This window comes from Corynebacterium sp. 1103A (assembly GCF_055700955.1).
On the sequence record NZ_JASTTF010000001.1, the window covers coordinates 331,384 to 348,520 of the forward strand.

A 17,137-nucleotide genomic window follows, 5' to 3' on the forward strand; every position below is an offset into this window, starting at 1 on the left:
TAAACGCCGCGTGTCTACACGCTGCCCAGCGCCGCGCGGATGCCTTCCACGTCGACCTCGCTGGCAGCAGCCGGTGTGAAGGTCGCGTCCTGGGTCTTGTCGACTAGCACCGCGCGCACGCCCTCGCGGAAGTCGGGCAGCCCGCGCAGGTATTTCCCGAGCGCGTTTTCCATGGCCAGCGCGTCGTCAACACTGGCGGCGCGCTCCTCGGCCGCCAGGAGTTCGGCCGCGGCCACCAGCGAGGTCGGGCTGGCTGCCTGGGTAAGCTCCGCGACCTTGCGCGCCAGCTCCTCATTGCCGGCCTGCGCCAGGCTCTGAGAGATTTCCTCCCACGTCGGCGCGCCGAAAATGGCCTCGATATCGTCGATGATTTCTGCCAGCGGGGCCACCTCTTCCGGCTGGGTGGAGTGCTCTCCCAGCGCGGCATCGATCCCACGCTCTACGATGTCTTCTACCACGGCCTCGGCGTCCTTGACGTAGTGGGTGGCCAGGCCGGAGTAAAGCAGATCCGCGGCGTACATGCGGTAGCCGGTCAGCGCCCAGAACTTCGCCAGCGCCGGGGAGGACTTCCCGCGGGTGCCCACCGTGCGCTGGGCGGCATAGCCCGCGCCCACGTCGGTGACGTAGCCGATATTCATCTCCGGCATGGAGGCGAAAGTCTTGTCCGTGACAATGCGGTGGCTGCCGTGCATGGAGATGCCTACTCCCCCGCCCATGACGATTCCGTCGAGAACCGCGATGACCGGCTTCGGGTAGTGCGCCAGCTGGGCGTTCATGGTGTACTCGTCCGCGAAGAACTGGTCGACCTCCGCGACGTTGCCATCAATGAGGCCCTGCCTTGCCGCGCGCACGTCGCCGCCGGCGCAGTAGGCCTTCGGGCTGCAGGAGACAAAAAGCACCTGTTCGATGCCGTCGTCGTCGCGCCACTGGTTCAGGCCCTCAACAATCTTGTCAACCATCTCCGGGTTGAGCGAATTCAAGGCCTTGGGCCGGTTGAGCTCCACCACTCCGGTACTGTTGCGGACGTCAAGAATTACTGGGGCATCGTTGTGTTCAGTCATGGCATCCAGTATTCCACGTCACACAGCGGCGCCGCAGCCCCACAACTAACGGAGGATCATTATGCCTGCACCTACTCCCCGGCTCATCGCCCTCGACATGGACGGAACCCTCCTCGACGGCGAAGGCCGCATCCCCGCCGGCTTCCCCGAGCTCGCCGCCCGGCTCCACCATCTAGGCGTGGTCCTAGTGCCGGCGTCCGGCCGGCAGCTGGCCACCCTCCGCGACATGTTCTCCGGTATCAGCGGCATCAAGTCCTTCATCGCAGAAAACGGGACCGTGGTCAGCCACCACGGCAACATCGTGGACACCACGCAGCTGCCCGCCGACATAGTCACCGCCTGCCTTGACGCCTGCGCGGGCATCGACAGCGCCCAGACCTACGCGGCAGTCCTCTGCGCGCCGGAGACCTCCTACATCGCCGCCGGCACCCCGGCTGCCATCCGGGCTGAAATCGACAAGTACTACCACTCCGTGACCGTGGTGGACGACCTGGCACGAGTGGCGGCCGATAAGCCGCTGGTCAAGCTGGCGGTCTACTGCAACGCCGACGCCGAAGAGCACGTCGCCCCGCACCTGCGGGCCGCATCCGCCGGCAACAATCTGGCTATTTCCGGCAAGAACTGGATAGACGTCATGTCCGCCGACGCGGATAAGGGCCACGCGCTGGAACAACTGGCCGCGAAGCTGGGCATCCCGATGGAGCAGACCGCCGCCTTCGGCGACTACCTCAACGACTTTCAGCTGCTCCAGGCGGCCGGCACCGCCGTGGCGATGGAGAATGCTCACCGCCGCCTAAAAGAAATCGCGGATCTCCAAGCTCCCTCCAATCTCAACAACGGCGTGTTAGAAGTACTCCGCGACTGGTTTGGAGAATAATCCCCACCATCGCCCTGGCACGGAGTCTGACTCGCGGATCAGGGCGCGAATATTTTCCCAGCTAGGTAGGAGCGAGTGGTGAGTTCTAAGGCCGGCAAACTGGGCAAACGCGTAGCCCATAAGCTCGACCCGCGCCGCAGTCGCAGCCAGAGCACCCGCGCTAGCGGCGTGCCGGCTGCCCCGAGCACACCACCCTCCGAGCCTGCCTCCCCGGCCCCGCAGCCCCAGCGGGCGCTGGGACCCAACCCGGAGCGCAAGGCGCTGCCCGCCGGCCGTTCGGCGCAGCCGGCAAACCCCCGCCGCCCAGTGGTCAAGGCCGCTCCCCAGGTGGTGGGCGCCGCACCTAAGGCTGCATCTGTCCCTAAGGCCCGCGCGGCCAAGGCCGCGCCGGCGGTGCTGCTGGCAGGCGGCAAGGCGGGTTCCTCCCCTGCGTCGCCGCGCCCGCGGGAGATAGGCGGCGGCCGAGTAGCCGCGTCGAAAAAGCAGGCTCGGAAGAAGAACACGGCGCGGCTGCGCTACGTGCCCGCCCTCGACGGGCTGCGCGGCCTCGCGGTCGCCGCGGTCATCGTCTACCACTTCTTTGGAGGTGTGCTGCCGGGCGGCTACCTGGGCGTGGACATGTTCTTCGTCCTGTCCGGGTTTTTGATTACCTCGCTGCTGGTACGGGAATTCGACGTCACCGGCGGGATCAGCCTGCGCGATTTTTGGGTCCGGCGCTTCCGCCGCATCCTGCCGGCGGCCGTGGCCGTGCTGGCAATCTGCACGGCGCTGGTCGGCGCGATCGGCGGCGATATCGCCGTCAACCTGCGCGAGCAGTTCTTCGGCACCCTGTTCTTCGCCAACAACTGGGTCCAGATAGCTACTTCCCAGTCGTATTTCGCCGATAACGAGGTCCAGGTCTTTGCCCACTACTGGTCCCTGGCCGTGGAAGAGCAGTTCTATCTGCTGTGGCCGCTGTTTATTCTGGGGCTGTTCTCCCTGGGCAGGCGCCAGCCGCGGCGCCTAGCGCTAGGGGTCAGCGTGGCGCTGGGGGTGGCCTCCGCGCTGGCGATGGCCTGGATCTTTAGCCCGGGCGAAGATCCGACCCGTGTTTACTACGGCACCGACACCCACGCCTTCGGCCTGCTGGCCGGCGCGGGCCTGTCGCTCATCATCACCACCCGCAACCCCAACCCGGAAGCGCCCGCGTGGCCGCACTACTCCGCGTCCGGACGGCGCGTGGCCGAGGCCGTAGGCCTGGTGGCGTTGGTCGCCTACGCCGCGCAGCTTATGTTTATGGCCGACGATCTGGCGCTGACCTACCGCGGCGGGCTGCTGGTCTCCAGCGTGCTGGGGGTGGCGATCATCTGCGGCATCCTGGCCGAGCGCCCGCTACTCAACGCGCTGTTCGCCAACCGCTTCATGCGCTGGGCCGGCAAGCGCTCGTTCTCTCTGTACCTGTGGCACTGGCCTATTGTCATCATCCTGCGCGAGATCACCGGGGATGCAAACGCGTGGGCCGTGGGTACCGTCGCCCTACTGCTCTCTGCCGGGCTGGCGGAGCTGAGCTATCGGTGCATTGAGAACCCGCTGCGCCGCCGCGGCTACCGCACTACCGCCCGCGATTTCTGGTCCGCCCGCCCCGACTGGCCCACGCTGCGCTCAGCCTGGAAGGTGGCGGCCTGGCCGCTGGTTCCCGTGCTGGTCTTCAGCTCCCTCGGCGGCATCGCCTGGGGCCTGACCCACTCCGGCGACAAGACCTCCTTTGAGCAGGAACTGGATGATCTGGCGGCCCAGAACCAGTCCAACAATGCCCAGGCGCCCAGCGAGAAAAGCGCGGACCAGGGCGGCGGGGACGCCGCTGGTGCCCCGAATGACAAGACCTCGGAGGACAAGAAGAGCCCGGACATGGTGCACCCCATGCCCAGCGGGGACGAGATTACGGCCGTGGGTGATTCCGTGATGCTGGCCTCCAGCCAGTCGCTGCAGGACCGCTTCCCCGGCATCTATATCGACGCGGCGGTCTCCCGGCACTACGACCAGAGCCTGCCCGCCATCCAGCAGCTCGCGGACTCGGGTCAGCTGCGGGACACGGTCTTTATAGGATTCGGCACCAACGGCCCGCAGCTGGATGATGAAATCGATCAGATGATGAAGATCATCGGGCCAGAGCGCACGGTGCTCATCGCCACCCCCTATGGCGACCGCGACTGGATGACCACGGCGCGGCAGGAGACCATCGCCGCAGTGAAAAAATACGACAACGTCTACCTGGCGGACTGGTGCTCACACGCCCAGCACGACCCGAACTACCTGCGCGAAGACGGGATCCATCCCGTGGCGGGCGTGGGCACCGACCAATATGCCCTGGCCTTCTTCTACGGGCTGCTGCGCTATGCCCACGGGGAGAAGGTCACGACAACTAAGTGCGAGGTCTAGTCCTCGACCTTAAACTCTGCCATCTTGTCCCAGGACTCCTTACCCTCGATGTGGAAGTTGATGATGTCCGGGGTCTCGACCAAGTACTGCGGGAACTCGCGGCAGGAGCGCTCGAAGTGCTCGGACTGGACGTGGTCGACGTCCTTGCCGTCGGCGTAGGTCTCCAGCAGCAGGAACTTCTGGCGGTCTTCCGGATCCCGGAACCACTTGAAGTCCAGGCAGCCCTCCTCGGCGTTGCAGGCCTGGGTGTACCAGTCGATCTCATCGAGGAAGGTCTCGGCGTACTCGGGCTTGACGTGGAATTGAACGTTGATGAAAATCATGGCCCCATCTTACCCGCCTGGGTGGATGGGGCCTTAGCTCGCCGAGGAGGCGCTGATCACACGGGCCCCGAGGGTCCTACCCGCGCCTGGTGGTGCCTTTAAATTCCCGTTAGCGCAGGAAAAACTCGGCCACGTAGACGAACTTTCCGTCGGTGGCGGTGGCCACGCCGAAGCCGCGGCCGTCGTCAATCCGTGTGACCGGGACGTCGCGGTTGAGCCAGGCGGTGCGCTCGCGAGCTTCCTGCTCGGTCAGGCGGTGAACGGAGCCCTCGCCGGCATCGGCAGCCGCGGCACCGTGGCCGACCTTGCCGTCGAAGCTCACCTTGCCGGCCGCGGCCTCGTCCGCCCACTGCTGGGCGATGCCGGCGGCGTTCTGGTTCGGGTGGTGGCCCTGCTTGACCAGGTGGGCGTGGGTGGCGGCGCCGAGGTCGGAGCGGGCCTGGGCGAAGGCGGCGCCCTTGGGCGGGGCGATGAAGGCCGGCAGCTGAATGCCAAAGCGGTCGGCGGCCTCGTAGGCTTGGGCGGGCAGCTCCACCTGCGGGATCTGCGAGGACAGCTGCTCGACCTGGGCGCCTGCTTGGGAGGACAGGTCGGCCGGCTGCGGCAGCACCTGGGCCTGGGCGGCCTGTGTCCCGCCAAAGGTTACGGCGACGGCAGCCAGGACGGTACAAAACTTACGGTTTTGGTGGTAGCGCATATCCCCGACCTTGCCAGCCGTGCCCGGCTTTCGCCACGCGAGCCGGCCCGTGGCGGCGGATCGATACAGCTTTGTAATCCTTTGCGCCTTAGTGGCCGCTAGTACTTGTCGACGTCAAGCTCAGCGAACTGCCAGTGCAGTTCCTCCAAGTCACGCTGGGCGGCAAGTTCCGGGCCGGCGATGGAAACGAAGCCGTCGATGACGGACTCGCCGTAGTTGTGGCCGGCGCCGTCAGGGACGTTCTTGGCGCCCGGCAGGTCCGCGGCGACCTGCAGGGAGGTAATCACCGGGAACCAGGACATTGCGGAGTCGCGGCTGGCCTGCGTGTCCTCACTCATCCAGTCGGGCTCGCGCCAGGTCAGGCCCGGCGACCACCAGCTGACCGGGTCCGAGGTGTGCTGGATATACAGCATGCGAGTCGGCCCCCACTCCTGCTCCGGCAGGCTGGCCCACTCCCGGGCCTGGGTGCTGCTGGTGGCGAAACGCACCACCAGGCCGCCGGCATAGACCGGGTTGATCTCCGTGGTGCCGGGGCCACGGCGCTCGACAAACTGGGTGCGCAGCCGGTTGAAGTGCGGCGGGCCGGTCAGCAGGATGCCGTCGACAGAGTTGGCAATGTCGCGAAGCCCGGAAAACGCCGCCTCGATGCCGGTGGTGCCCAGCGACTCGCCGTAGAGGTAGAGCTGCGGGCGGTCCTGCCGCGGCAGCGTGTTCCACCAGTCGACAATCGGGGTGATGAATTCCTGCCCGGCACGCTCGACCTGCTCACCGCCGGCCAGGAAGTGGAAGACCGAGGGCATAGCAGAGTATTGCGCGGCGACCACCGCGGTGTCCCCACCGTAGAGCAGCTCGAAGCCCTGGGCGGAGTACGACGAGATCCAGCCCGTGCCCGTGGTCATCACCAGCAGGATAGCCTCGCGCTCGGTAGCGTTGGTCCGCTCCAGTTCTTCGATGAGCAGGCGGGCGCGCTCCGTATTCGTCGCGCCGTTGCCCAGGCCAGCATAAGCGCGGATGGGTTCTTTCGCCGGGCGCCCGGTCACCCGCTCGAGTTCTGCTCGCGAGGCCCCGGCGCTTAAGAAACGCGAGCCGTTCAGCCCCACCCCGTCGAAATCGATGACGGAGTCGGGCGAGCCGGAGCGCTCCGGGTTGGCGGGTGGGCGCGTGGCCGGATCGGGGTCGGCGTTCTGGGCGGTGAAGATCTTCTCCCCGGCGCGCACGATGACGTCCGGGACCACGCTGTCGAGCAGGTAGACGCCGAGTACGGCCACCACCCCAGCAGCGACGATCTGGCGGCGGCGCCGCGGCCAGTTGCCCGGGATCGCCTTCCCCAGCGCGCGGACCAGGGTCCGCAGCCCGCGGGCCACGATGACTAGCGCGGTGAACACGGCCAGCGCCACCGGCAGGACCAGCAGGTACTTAGGCAGGCTGAGCGCCGGCACCGAGAAATTATTGGCGACGTCGCGCTGCCACCGCACCGAGTAGAAGGTCACCGCCAGCACCCAGATGCCCAGCACGGCGTAGAAGGCGTAGGCGGTGAAGGTCCGTTGCCGCGGCGACCACGTCTCTGCGTCGAGCCAGCGGTAGCGCTGCGCGAGGTTGCGCCTCACGATCCGGGTCCACAGCCACTCGAGGCCGAGCCCCACCAGGTAGCCCAGGCCAGCCGCCAGGCCGCAGATAAGCCCCTGGTAGTACCAGGTGCGCGGCAGGATGGACGGGGTCAGTCCGATAACGAAGAAGATCGCGGCGGCCAGCGCGCCCCAGGCGTTGAGTAGGGAGAAGACGTCGCGCGCGTGGTCTAACGCTACGCTTCCAGCTTTTCTCCCCATTCCAACCATTCCATTTCCAAATCCTCGCGCTGCTGCCGGTGCCCCTTCAGTGTCGCATCCAGCGCCGTCAGCCGCCCAGTATCGACCTGTTCCGCGGCCTCGGCCATCTCCTGGTTGACCTGGTCTATCTGCTGGTCCAGCTTGGTGATCTTGCGCTCGAGCGCGTTCATCTTCTTGGTGATGGTGCGCTCCTCGGCCTGCGACAGGCCCTTCTTCTCCGGCGCCGGAGACTCGCCTTCGCCCAGGTTGATGACCCCGCGCTCGGCGGCAGCTTCCTGCTCGGCGCGGCGACGCAGATACTCGTCGATGCCGCCGGGCAGGTGCGTGAGCTTCCCGTCCCCGAAGAGGGCATAGGCGTTGTCGGCGATGCGCTCGATGAGATAGCGGTCGTGGGAGATGACCACGAGGGTGCCCGGCCAGGAGTCCAGCAGGGACTCCAGCTCTTGGAGGGTGTCGATGTCCAGGTCGTTGGTCGGCTCGTCCAGCAACAGGATGTTCGGCTCCGCCATGAGCACGCGGGTTAGCTGCAGGCGGCGGCGCTCGCCGCCAGACAGATCCCCGACCGGGGTGCGCTGGCGCTTCGGGCTAAAGCCCAGGCGCTCGGACAGCTGCGAAGCGGACAGCTCCTTCTTGCCCAGCTGGACATAGGTGGCCACGTCCTCGACGGCGTCGATGAGCCGGCGCTGCGGGTCCAGATCGTCGAGTTCCTGGCGCAGCCAGCCCAGCCGCACGGTCTGGCCTTCGATGCGCTTGCCGGCAGCCAACTCATAGTCGCCAGCCAACGCGCGCAGCAGGGTGGTCTTGCCGGAGCCGTTGACGCCCACCAGGCCGATTCGCTCGCCCGGGGCCAGGCGCCACGTGAAGTGATCGAGCAGCACGCGCCCGTCCGGGGCGGCGATGGTCGCGTCCTCGAGCTCGATGACCACGCGCCCCTGGCGCTGCTTGGAAAAGCTCATCAGCTCGACCTTGTCGCGCGGCGCCGGCACGTCGGCGATCAGCGCCTCGGCCGCCTCGACGCGGTAGCGCGGCTTCGAGGTGCGCGCGGGCGCGCCGCGGCGCAGCCAGGCCAGCTCCTTGCGCGCCAGGTTGCGGCGGCGCTGCTCCATGGCGTCGGCCTGCCGGGCCCGCTCCGCCCGCGCGAAGGTCCAGTCGTTGTAGCCACCTTCGTAGACATCGACGGTCGCGTCGTGGACCTCCCAGGTCAGCGTGGCCACCGTGTCCAGGAACCAGCGGTCGTGGGTAACCACGATGAGCGCCAGCTTGCGCGCCAGAAGGTGCTGCGCCAGCCACTGCACGCCCTCGACGTCGAGGTGGTTGGTCGGCTCGTCCAAAACCACCAGGTCCAGGTCCTTGACCAGGGCCGCGGCCAGGCTCACGCGGCGCTTCTCCCCGCCGGAGAGCTGCCCGACAGGGGTCTCCAGGCCCAGCTCGGCGATGCCCAGCCCCGACAGCACGTCGCGCACCTTCGCGTTCGAGGCCCACTCGTAGGTCTCCAGGCCCAGCGGGGCCACGACGCAGTCGGCAATGGTCAGCTGCTCGTCCAGTTCGAAGCGCTGAGTCACCACCGCCATGCGCAGATCGTTGGCGTGGCTGACCCGCCCCGCGTCCGGCTCCGCGATGCCGCTCAAGACCTCCAGCAGGGTCGTCTTACCCCCGCCGTTGACTCCGACGATGCCGATGCGGTCGCCCGTCTGCACGCCCAGCGACACCCCGTCGAGCAGGGTTTTCAGGCCGTAGGACTTGCTGACTTGTTCCAAGTTTAAAAGGTTCGCCATAACAGCCCACCATCTTACTTCGCCGCCCGCCACACCCCTTATTGCAGTTGAATTCGATTTGCAATACTCTTTTGGTATGCAGAAATCGACTATTCGCACCCTTGCCGCTTTGACCGCCGCCGGACTGTTGGTCACCGGCTGTTCCCGCCCCGACGACAGCGCCGAGTCGCAGCCTTCCGAGGCCGGGCACTCCGCGGCCGAACATTCTGAGGCCGGGCACTCCGAGCACGAGCACCACCACGACGGGGTCGAGGCCGCCGCCGGCCAGGAAGAGGTCGCCCAGCTGCCGGGCCGCATCCTGCTCAGCACCGACGACGAGCTCATCAGCCTAGACGCCAAGACCGGCGAGGAAATCAGCCGCGACGAGGCCTCCGGCTTCAAGCGCCTGAACCCCGCCGGCGACGGACGCCACGCCCTGGTCACCCGCGGCGACAAGTTCCAGGCCTTCGACATGGGGCTAATCCGCCAGGCCCACGGCGACCACTTCCACTACTTCGTCCAGGACCCCACGCTTAGCGATGCCACCTTCGACGGCCTCCCCCACGCCGGCCACGTGGTCAGCCACGACGGCTACACGGCGCTCTTCTCCGACGGCGACGGTACGGCCAAGATCTACAAGACCGACGACATGGTCGCCGACGGCACCGCCGCCGACCCCGTCAACACCGTCGATACCGGCGCCCCGCACCACGGAGTGGCCGTGCCGTTAAAGGACGGCTCCGTGGTGGTCACCAAGGGCACCGAGGACGAGCGCCACACCATCGTGCACCTAGATGCCGACGGCAAGAAGCTCGCCGAGACCACCGAGTGCCCCGGCGTGCACGGCGAAGCCGCCGCTCAGAACGGCAATATTGTCTTCGGCTGTGAGGACGGCCCCGTCGTGTTCGACGGCTCCGACTTCCACAAGGTCGACGTCTCCGCGTTCGCCGGCAAGGACGGCTACCAGCGCTCCGGCAACGCCGCCGGCTCGGAAGAATCCAACATCATCCTGGCCGACAACAAGACCGACGCTAACGCCGAGCACGAGCGCCCCACCTCCGTGGCACTCATCAACGCCGAGGATCGCACCGCCCGCACCGTCGACCTGGATGGCAGCTACTGGTTCCGCTCCCTGGCTCGCGGCCCGCTCGGCGAGGGGCTGGTGCTGACCACCGACGGCAAGCTCAACGTCATCGACCCGGATTCGGCCGATGTCACCGACAGCATCGAGGCGATTTCTCCGTGGACCGAAAACGAGGAATGGCAGGTCCCTGGCCCGATCCTGAAGGCGGCGAACGGCTACGCGTATGTCACCGACGCCAACCAGAAGGAGCTGGTCATCATCGACTTGTTCAAGAAGGAAGTCGTCAAGCGCGTGGAGCTGGAGACCCCGGTCACGGAGATGGAAGTCCTCTAATCCTCCGCGCCTGCCGCCTCCACCAGGTGCGCCCCGCGGGCGGGCCCGCGCGCTACGAGTCCCCGCGTGCCGGGGATTTCCGTGGTGACTTCGCCCACCACGTCGGCCGCGGCCTCCGGGTCCGCGCACAGGAAAGCGCACGTGGGCCCCGAGCCCGAAACGATGCCCACCAACGCGCCCGCGGATTCACCCACCCGCAGTGTCTGGCGCAGGTCCGGGCGCAGGCTCAGCGCCGCCGGCTGCAGGTCATTCGCCAGCACCTCGGCGAGCGCCTCCGGCGTCCCGCGCAGCAGCGCCTGCGCGACCGACTGCGAATCTAGGCGCGGGGTGCCGCCCTGCCCAGCTGCGCGGAGCCGGTCCAGCTCCCCGAAGACCGCCGGGGTCGACAAACCTTCCGCGGAGGTAATAAGCGCCCAGCAGTAAGAGCTGCGCGTGAGCATCTCCGCGAGCCTCTCTCCCCGGCCCGTGCCCAACGCCGTGCCGCCCATCAGGGTAAACGGCACGTCCGACCCCAGCTCTTCGGCCACCTGATAGAGCTCCGTCTCGCCCAGTCCGGACCGCCCGCTCACCCGTGCAAAGACCTCGTTGGCCGCCCGCAGCGCCGCGGCCGCGTCCGCCGAGCCGCCGGCCATCCCGCCGGCCGCCGGAATCCCCTTGCTCAGCCCGATATAAACGCCGGGCAGCTCGCCTATCCCACGATCCCGAAAGCCACGCGCGACCATCTCCACGGCCCGCCACGCCAGGTTCTGCTCATCGGCCGGAACCCCGTGGGCGTAAGAGCCAGCAATGTCCATGCCCACCACGGTCGGCTCTCCCGCCCGCACGATCCCGCGGGTTTTCAACTCCACGACGTCGTGGATATCCAGGGCCTGAAACACACTGACCAGCTCGTGGTAGCCATCCTCGCGCGCATCACCGACGCCCAGGTGCAGGTTCACCTTGGCGTGCGCCAGCGCCCGCACCGCATAATCACCCATTAGTTCGCCTTTCCTGTCTGCCCGGCGATGCCCGCTAGCCGGGCGAAGTCTTCCACCCCGAGTTTCTCGCCGCGCTGGCGTGGATCGATACCCGCCGCCCGCAGTGCCTCTTCCGCCGCGTTGGCTGAGCCGAAGTGCCCGGACAGGCTGGCCCGGAGCGTTTTGCGGCGCTGGGCGAAGGCGGCGTCGACAACCGGCCAGAGCTTCGCGCGGGCCTCTTCCGTGACCGGCCAGGGCGCCTGGACCGGGCGGTAGCAATCGATGCGCACCAGGCCGGATTCAATATTCGGCGCGGGCCAAAACACGTTGCGCCCAATGGTCCCAGCCTGCCGCACCTTCCCGTAAAAGGAGGCCTTCACGCTGGGCACGCCGTAGATCTTGCTGCCTGGCTGCGCCGCCAGCCGCTGGGCGACCTCCAACTGGACCATGACCAGCACGCGCTCGATGGACGGGTAGGCCGCGAGCAGGTGCAACAGCACTGGCACCGCGACGTTGTACGGCAGGTTGGCCACCAGCGCGGTCGGCTCCCCCAGCTCGCCCGCGGTGATTTTCAGCGCGTCTTTTTCCACCACGGCGAGCTTCGCCGCGTTGGCGGGATCGCGCTCGGCGACGGTCTTCGGCAGCTGCCCGGCCAGGCGCGGATCAATCTCCACGGCGGTGACCTGGGCGGCCTGCCCCACCAGCCCGAGCGTCAGCGAGCCCAGGCCCGGGCCAACCTCAATGACCCGATCCGCTGGGCCGACCTCTGCGGCGGCGACGATCCGGCGGATGGTGTTCGGATCCAGCAGGAAATTCTGCCCCCACTTCTTGGTGGGGGTTACCTCCAACTGCTGCGCCAGCTGGCGGATTTCTTGCGGGCCCAGGAGGGTGTCACTCATGGCACCCATCTTAGTCCATGCCCGCGGCGGTTTTTAGCGCAGACCCATCTTGGCGGTGCACGCTGGCCAGGCGCCCCAGCCCTGCGATGCCTGCACGCGCTCTGCGACCGCAATCTGCTGCTCGCGGGTAGCCTGCCAGGCCTCCGGTGCATATTCGGTGCCGCCGTGGCCCGCCCAGGTGGACGGGGTGAACTGCAGGCCGCCGGAGAAGCCGTTGCCGGTGTTGATGTTCCAGTCGCCGCCGGCCTCGCACTGCACGAGGGAGTCCCAGACCGAGCCGCCGGCCACGGCCGGGGCGGAAGCCGCCTTCTTGGTGCCGCGGGCGACCACGGCAGCGGTCGGCTCCTTGTGGACCTCTTCCTTGATGACGTCCTTGGACTGTTCCTTGCCGTTCTTGGTCACCACGCGGAAGGTCTTGGTGCGCTCGCCCGGGGCGCCCTCCTCGCGGACCTCCTCGGTGCCCTCCTCGAGCTCCGGATCGTCGACGTAGTTCGGCTCGGCGTCGAATTCTTCGGTAACGTCGAATTCGTCGATGGAGATCTTGTCGACGGTAATCTCCATGCCCTCGGTCAGCGCCTCGTCGACGCTCGGGGTGACCTGGTCGTCCTTGTCGACCTCGATGCCCCGGTCCTTCAGCACGTCGCCTACGGTCTTAGCCGCGATCTTGGTGTAGGTGATCGTGCCGCCGTCGCTAATACGGACGATCTTCGGGCTGACAACCTCCAGCGACATGTTCTCGGTGACCTTGTCGGAGGCGTTGGCCTCGGAGCCGCCGGCCAGGATGGCCGCACCCGGGGCGATGTTTTCCAGCTGGCCGACCAGGTCCTCAACGGTCAGGGCGGTCGAGGACAGCTTCTGCTGCGCACCATCGACGGTCACGGCGACCGGCTTCGCGGTGCGCACGGTGATGGTGTCCCCGCCGCGCAGGTCCTCGGACGGCGCCGGGTAGACCACGTCCTCGTCGCCGACCTGGATGCCGGCACTGTCCAGCGCGCCATCGACGTCCTTGGCGAAGGTAGCCAGCGCGACCTCTTCCCCATTGACGTCGACGGTGACGTCCTTCTGGGTGCCGACGGCCACGACGCCGCCGACGGCCAGGGTGCCCAGCACGCCGCCGGTGGCGATGCGCAGAGGCAGGGAACGGGTGTTGTTGATGCGCTTAATCTGGTGGGAAGTAGTCATCGAACTCTAAACTCTCTGAGCTTTCTTCTGCTGGGGACACGGCTGGTTTTACCCATGGTGTCATCCACGTGGGTGCGCCCTAGCCGCACGCGGTTCACGCAACTCGCGTGCTGGCGGCCTCGGCGCCAACTTTTAATAACAGTACGATAACAGCCCAGCTCAGTCGAGAACTAAACGGACACAGCCTCCCCAGCGCCACCAACTACCACTGCATTCACAGCTACCACCGACTACCTGCGGAAACAACCCGTGTGAAGATCGCCACACTTTAGGTTTTAAGCCAGCCCGTAGACCGCGTCGAAGGTCGCCGAGACCTCTTCTGCCAGCTCCTCGACGCGCATGCCGCGCGCCTGCGCCACGCACGCCGCGGTGTGGCCGATAAAGGCCGGCTCGTTGCGGGACCCGCGGTAGGGCTCCGGCGTCATATACGGCGCGTCCGTCTCAATCAGCAGCTGACCGGCCGGGGCGAGCGCGGCGGCCTGGCGCATCTCCTCGTTGCGCTTGAAGGTCACGTTGCCCGCAAACGAGAGGATATAGCCGCGCTCGATGGCCTCCTTGGCCACGTCCAGCGGCGAGGAAAAACAGTGCAGTATGGTGCGCGGCGGGGCGGGGGCATCGGCAAGCACGCGGAGCAAGTCTGCGTCCGCCTCGCGGTTGTGGATCATCAGCGTCTTGCCGGTCTCCACCGCCAGGTCGATGTGCCAGCGCAGCGCCTCCTCCTGGACCTCCAGGGAGGCGGTGTCTTCCGGGCTGTGCTTAATCCAGTAGGTGTCCAGGCCGGTCTCCCCGATGGCCACGCAGCGCGGATCCGCAGCCATTACGCGCAGCTTCTCGCGGGCGGGCGCGTCCAGCTCCTGGGCGCGGGTGGGGTGGATGGCGCAAGCGGCGTAGACGTCCGGGAACTCCTGAGCGGTGCGCAGCGCGGCGGCCGCCTCATCCAGACCATCACCCACCGTGCACAGCTTCTCCACGCCGGCGGCGCCGGCGCGCTCAACAAGCTCAGCGGCCTCGCCGGTCGACGCCAAGTGGGTGTGGGCATCCACCAGGTGCGGGATAAATTCAGCAGGTTGCGGGGTCTGGCGCTTCTTTTTCGACATGGCGCCATTATAGGCGGGGTACTGTCTCTTAACGGAACAACCGTAGTAGAGACTAAGGAGCCGAAAACCTTGGCAGATTTCCAAATTCGCCGCGCCACAGCCGACGATGCCGACGCCATCGCCGACATCTTCAACGCCGGCACCAACGCCAGCCCGGCCAACAACCTCGTCACCTGGCAGGAATCCGGCACCGACCGCGCCAAGTGGATCGCCGACCTAGACGCCGAAGGCTACCCCGTTTTCGTCGCCACCGACGACAGCGGCGTTATCGGTTTCGCCGCCTACTTCCAGTTCGTTATCCCGGGCATCTACTACGGCACCGTCGAGGACACCATCTACCTCTCCCCCGCCGCCACCGGGCGCGGGGTCGGCACCGCGTTGCTCAGCGCCGTCGTTGAGCACGCCGGAACGAACCCCTACGTGCACACGATGATCACCTACATCGTTGAAACGAACGAGGCCTCCCTGGCGCTACACCGCAAGCTGGGCTTCGAGGAGACCGGCCGCATGCCGAATATCCACACCAAGAACGACCAGCGCCTGGGCCTGGTGCACCTGCAGCGCCACTTCAAATAGAAAAGACCCCCGCTAGTATCTAGCGGGAGTCTTCGGGGTGCGCGGCTATCTTCTAGTCGCGCGGTTTTTTGGCGCGGTTACTTCTGGCCTGCTAATTCTGGACCGGCGCCCACTCCGGGCCGGTCTCGCCGAGTTCCGGATCCAGCTTGGCGATTAGTGGCTTCGGCTTAGCCAGCGCGGTGCCCGGTTCGACGTCCACACGGGCCCAGGTGGCCTGCTGTTGGTCGTAATCGCCCGTGATGATGGGGTACGTGTGGCCCTGCGGGGGCAGGCCCACGCCGACCAGCTCGACCGGCAGGTCGTCGGCAACCTCCTCGATGCGCGGTTCCGCCGCCCAGACGTCGCTGCGTCCCAGGGTCTCGTGGACCTGCTGGGCGATGTGCGGCAGGAACGGGGTGAGCATAACGTTGCAGTCGGAGACGACCTGCAGGGCCGTCCACAGGACCGTCGCCAGGCGCTCGCGCTGGCTGTCGTTCTTGGCCAGCTTCCACGGCTCCTGGTCGGCGATGTAGGCGTTGGCCTCGCCGACGACGTGCATGGCCGCCGTGATGGCCACCTTGAACTTGGAGTGCTCCAGGGCCTCCGCGACGGTGGCGAAGGACTCCTCCGCAAGCTGCAGGATCTTCTTGTCGGCTTCGCTCAGGCTGGCCGGGGCCGGTACCTCGCCGAAGTTCTTGTGTGCCATCGAGACCGTGCGGTTGACCAGGTTGCCCCAGCCGTTGGCTAGCTCGTTGTTGATGCGGCGGACGAACTCGTCCCAGGTAAAATCCGTGTCCGTGTTCTCCGGGCCGGCCACGGCGATGAAATAGCGCAGCGGGTCCGGGCCGAATTCCTTCAGGAAGTCCTTGACGTAGATGACTACGCCCTTCGACGAGGAGAACTTCGAGCCGGACATCGTGAGGAACTCCGAGGAAACGATTTCCGTCGGTAGGTTCAACTCGCCCAGCGCGTGTTGCTCGCCGCCCTTGGCCCCGCGGCCGGCGTACCCCAGCAGCTCGGCCGGCCAGATCTGCGAATGAAAGGTGATGTTGTCCTTGCCCTGGAAGTAGTAGTGACGCGCCTCCGGGTTCTGCCAGTACAGCTTCCACGCGTCCGGATTGCCAGTGCGGTGAGCCCACTCGATGGAGGCAGACAGGTAGCCGATGACCGCGTCGAACCACACGTAGAGCTTCTTGGCGGAGTTTTCCTCCCAGCCCTCGACCGGGATCGGGATCCCCCAGTCGATGTCGCGGGTCATCGCACGCGGGCGGATGTCCTTGAGCAGGTTTAGGGAGAACTTCAGCACGTTGGGGCGCCAGTCCTCGCGGGAGGACAGCCACTCGCGCAGCGCGTCGGCCAGCGACGGCAGGTCCAGCAGGAAATGCTCCGTATCGATGAATTCGGGGGTCTCGCCGTTAATCTTGGACACCGGGTTAATCAGGTCGGCCGGGTCCAGCTGGTTGCCGCAGGTGTCGCACTGGTCGCCGCGGGCATCGTCAGCACCGCAGATGGGGCAGGTGCCCTCGATGTAGCGGTCCGGCAGGGTGCGGCCCGTCGACGGGGAGATCGCACCCTTGGTGGTCTCCTTGATCATGTAGCCGTTGGCGTAGAGGCCCTTGAACAGCTCCTGGACCACCGCGTAGTGGTTGCGAGTGGTGGTGCGGGTGAACAGGTCGTAGGACAGGCCCAAGCCCGCCAAGTCTTCGGCGATCTGCCGGTTGTAGCGGTCGGCTAGCTCACGGACCGAGATGCCCTCCTTATCGGCCTGGACCAGCAGCGGCGTGCCGTGCTCGTCCGTGCCGGAGACCATCAGCACGTTGCGGCCGCGCATTCGCTGGTAGCGCGCGAACACATCCGAAGGGACGCCGAACCCTGCCACGTGTCCGATATGGCGGGGGCCGTTGGCATACGGCCAGGCAACGTTTACAACTACCGACTCAGTCATGCCTACTAGCCTATCGAATTCCACCCGGGCCTCCTACTTCAGTCCCACGCTTAACGATGCCTACTTGGGCACATTGCTCCATTTTTCGGCCTTTGGACAGGTGGCGCCGCAAAAACGGGCGTTTTCGCCT

General features: G+C 66.7%; 14 protein-coding genes. 4 read left to right on the plus strand and 10 right to left on the minus strand.

What is annotated here, in order from left to right; all coding sequences use genetic code 11:
- Window positions 1–14: 14 nt before the first annotated feature.
- A complete protein-coding gene (locus QQS52_RS01500; RefSeq protein ID WP_472772253.1) occupies window positions 15–1,061 on the minus strand; it encodes a 3-hydroxyisobutyryl-CoA hydrolase in 1,047 nt (348 codons plus the stop codon).
- A 61-nt stretch (window positions 1,062–1,122) separates the two neighbouring features.
- Here QQS52_RS01500 and QQS52_RS01505 point away from each other — a divergent pair, with 61 nt between their 5' ends.
- Both QQS52_RS01505 and QQS52_RS01510 read left to right on the plus strand, forming a co-directional pair.
- Window positions 1,123–1,938 (plus strand): HAD family hydrolase, encoded by an 816-nt coding sequence (locus QQS52_RS01505; protein ID WP_472772254.1) that lies wholly within the window; start codon window positions 1,123–1,125, stop codon window positions 1,936–1,938.
- Between the two features lie 78 nt (window positions 1,939–2,016).
- The gene (locus QQS52_RS01510; RefSeq protein ID WP_472772255.1) at window positions 2,017–4,356 is read left to right on the plus strand and encodes an acyltransferase family protein; all 2,340 of its coding nucleotides are present in this window, start codon (window positions 2,017–2,019) and stop codon (window positions 4,354–4,356) included.
- On the opposite strand, the gene QQS52_RS01515 is transcribed toward QQS52_RS01510, so the two are convergent.
- The 4 genes from QQS52_RS01515 to QQS52_RS01530 form a co-directional block, all read right to left on the minus strand.
- Window positions 4,353–4,679, minus strand: a complete 327-nt coding sequence (locus QQS52_RS01515) for a putative quinol monooxygenase (RefSeq protein WP_296204898.1) — start codon at window positions 4,677–4,679, stop codon at window positions 4,353–4,355. The genes QQS52_RS01510 and QQS52_RS01515 overlap by 4 nt on opposite strands.
- Before the next feature lie 109 nt (window positions 4,680–4,788).
- Window positions 4,789–5,376 carry a hypothetical protein gene (locus QQS52_RS01520; RefSeq protein ID WP_472772256.1) on the minus strand — a complete coding sequence of 196 codons (588 nt, stop codon included), beginning with the start codon at window positions 5,374–5,376 and terminating at the stop codon, window positions 4,789–4,791.
- A 98-nt stretch (window positions 5,377–5,474) separates the two neighbouring features.
- The gene (locus tag QQS52_RS01525) at window positions 5,475–7,202 is read right to left on the minus strand and encodes an alpha/beta-hydrolase family protein (RefSeq protein WP_472772257.1); all 1,728 of its coding nucleotides are present in this window, start codon (window positions 7,200–7,202) and stop codon (window positions 5,475–5,477) included.
- A complete protein-coding gene (locus QQS52_RS01530; protein WP_472772258.1) occupies window positions 7,178–8,977 on the minus strand; it encodes an ABC-F family ATP-binding cassette domain-containing protein in 1,800 nt (599 codons plus the stop codon). The genes QQS52_RS01525 and QQS52_RS01530 overlap by 25 nt, the downstream gene beginning before the upstream one ends.
- 76 nt (window positions 8,978–9,053) lie before the next feature.
- Between QQS52_RS01530 and QQS52_RS01535 the strand changes: the two genes are divergently transcribed.
- A complete protein-coding gene (locus QQS52_RS01535; RefSeq protein WP_472772259.1) occupies window positions 9,054–10,373 on the plus strand; it encodes a hypothetical protein in 1,320 nt (439 codons plus the stop codon).
- Here QQS52_RS01535 and QQS52_RS01540 read toward each other — a convergent pair.
- From QQS52_RS01540 to QQS52_RS01555, 4 genes are all read right to left on the minus strand, one after another.
- Entirely contained in the window at window positions 10,370–11,350 is a 981-nt protein-coding gene (locus tag QQS52_RS01540) for a 4-(cytidine 5'-diphospho)-2-C-methyl-D-erythritol kinase (RefSeq protein ID WP_472772260.1), read from the minus strand. The two genes, QQS52_RS01535 and QQS52_RS01540, sit on opposite strands and share 4 nt — an antisense overlap.
- Window positions 11,350–12,237 (minus strand): 16S rRNA (adenine(1518)-N(6)/adenine(1519)-N(6))-dimethyltransferase RsmA, encoded by an 888-nt coding sequence (gene rsmA, locus QQS52_RS01545; RefSeq protein WP_472772261.1) that lies wholly within the window; start codon window positions 12,235–12,237, stop codon window positions 11,350–11,352. Before rsmA ends, QQS52_RS01540 begins: the two co-directional genes overlap by 1 nt.
- Before the next feature lie 24 nt (window positions 12,238–12,261).
- On the minus strand, window positions 12,262–13,410 hold the full coding sequence (locus QQS52_RS01550) for a transglycosylase family protein (RefSeq protein WP_472772262.1): 1,149 nt from the start codon (window positions 13,408–13,410) through the stop codon (window positions 12,262–12,264).
- Between the two features lie 275 nt (window positions 13,411–13,685).
- The gene (locus QQS52_RS01555) at window positions 13,686–14,507 is read right to left on the minus strand and encodes a TatD family hydrolase (protein WP_472772263.1); all 822 of its coding nucleotides are present in this window, start codon (window positions 14,505–14,507) and stop codon (window positions 13,686–13,688) included.
- 69 nt (window positions 14,508–14,576) lie between these two features.
- On the opposite strand from QQS52_RS01555, the gene QQS52_RS01560 reads away from it, so the two are divergent.
- Entirely contained in the window at window positions 14,577–15,083 is a 507-nt protein-coding gene (locus QQS52_RS01560; protein WP_472772264.1) for a GNAT family N-acetyltransferase, read from the plus strand.
- Window positions 15,084–15,174: 91 nt separating this feature from the next.
- Here the strand turns inward: QQS52_RS01560 and metG are convergent, their stop codons facing one another.
- A complete protein-coding gene (gene metG, locus QQS52_RS01565) occupies window positions 15,175–17,007 on the minus strand; it encodes a methionine--tRNA ligase (protein WP_472772265.1) in 1,833 nt (610 codons plus the stop codon).
- Between the last annotated feature and the right edge of the window lie 130 nt (window positions 17,008–17,137).

What these genes read in the sequence shown, in the direction of transcription:
- QQS52_RS01500 (WP_472772253.1), bottom strand. Translation starts at nt 1,061, where the DNA reads ATGACTGAACACAACGATGCCCCAGTAATTCTTGACGTCCGCAACAGT.
- QQS52_RS01505 (WP_472772254.1), top strand. Translation starts at nt 1,123, where the DNA reads ATGCCTGCACCTACTCCCCGGCTCATCGCCCTCGACATGGACGGAACC.
- QQS52_RS01515 (WP_296204898.1), bottom strand. Translation starts at nt 4,679, where the DNA reads ATGATTTTCATCAACGTTCAATTCCACGTCAAGCCCGAGTACGCCGAG.
- QQS52_RS01520 (WP_472772256.1), bottom strand. Translation starts at nt 5,376, where the DNA reads ATGCGCTACCACCAAAACCGTAAGTTTTGTACCGTCCTGGCTGCCGTC.
- QQS52_RS01525 (WP_472772257.1), bottom strand. Translation starts at nt 7,202, where the DNA reads ATGGGGAGAAAAGCTGGAAGCGTAGCGTTAGACCACGCGCGCGACGTC.
- QQS52_RS01530 (WP_472772258.1), bottom strand. Translation starts at nt 8,977, where the DNA reads ATGGCGAACCTTTTAAACTTGGAACAAGTCAGCAAGTCCTACGGCCTG.
- QQS52_RS01535 (WP_472772259.1), top strand. Translation starts at nt 9,054, where the DNA reads ATGCAGAAATCGACTATTCGCACCCTTGCCGCTTTGACCGCCGCCGGA.
- QQS52_RS01540 (WP_472772260.1), bottom strand. Translation starts at nt 11,350, where the DNA reads ATGGGTGATTATGCGGTGCGGGCGCTGGCGCACGCCAAGGTGAACCTG.
- rsmA (WP_472772261.1), bottom strand. Translation starts at nt 12,237, where the DNA reads ATGGGTGCCATGAGTGACACCCTCCTGGGCCCGCAAGAAATCCGCCAG.
- QQS52_RS01550 (WP_472772262.1), bottom strand. Translation starts at nt 13,410, where the DNA reads ATGACTACTTCCCACCAGATTAAGCGCATCAACAACACCCGTTCCCTG.
- QQS52_RS01555 (WP_472772263.1), bottom strand. Translation starts at nt 14,507, where the DNA reads ATGTCGAAAAAGAAGCGCCAGACCCCGCAACCTGCTGAATTTATCCCG.
- metG (WP_472772265.1), bottom strand. Translation starts at nt 17,007, where the DNA reads ATGACTGAGTCGGTAGTTGTAAACGTTGCCTGGCCGTATGCCAACGGC.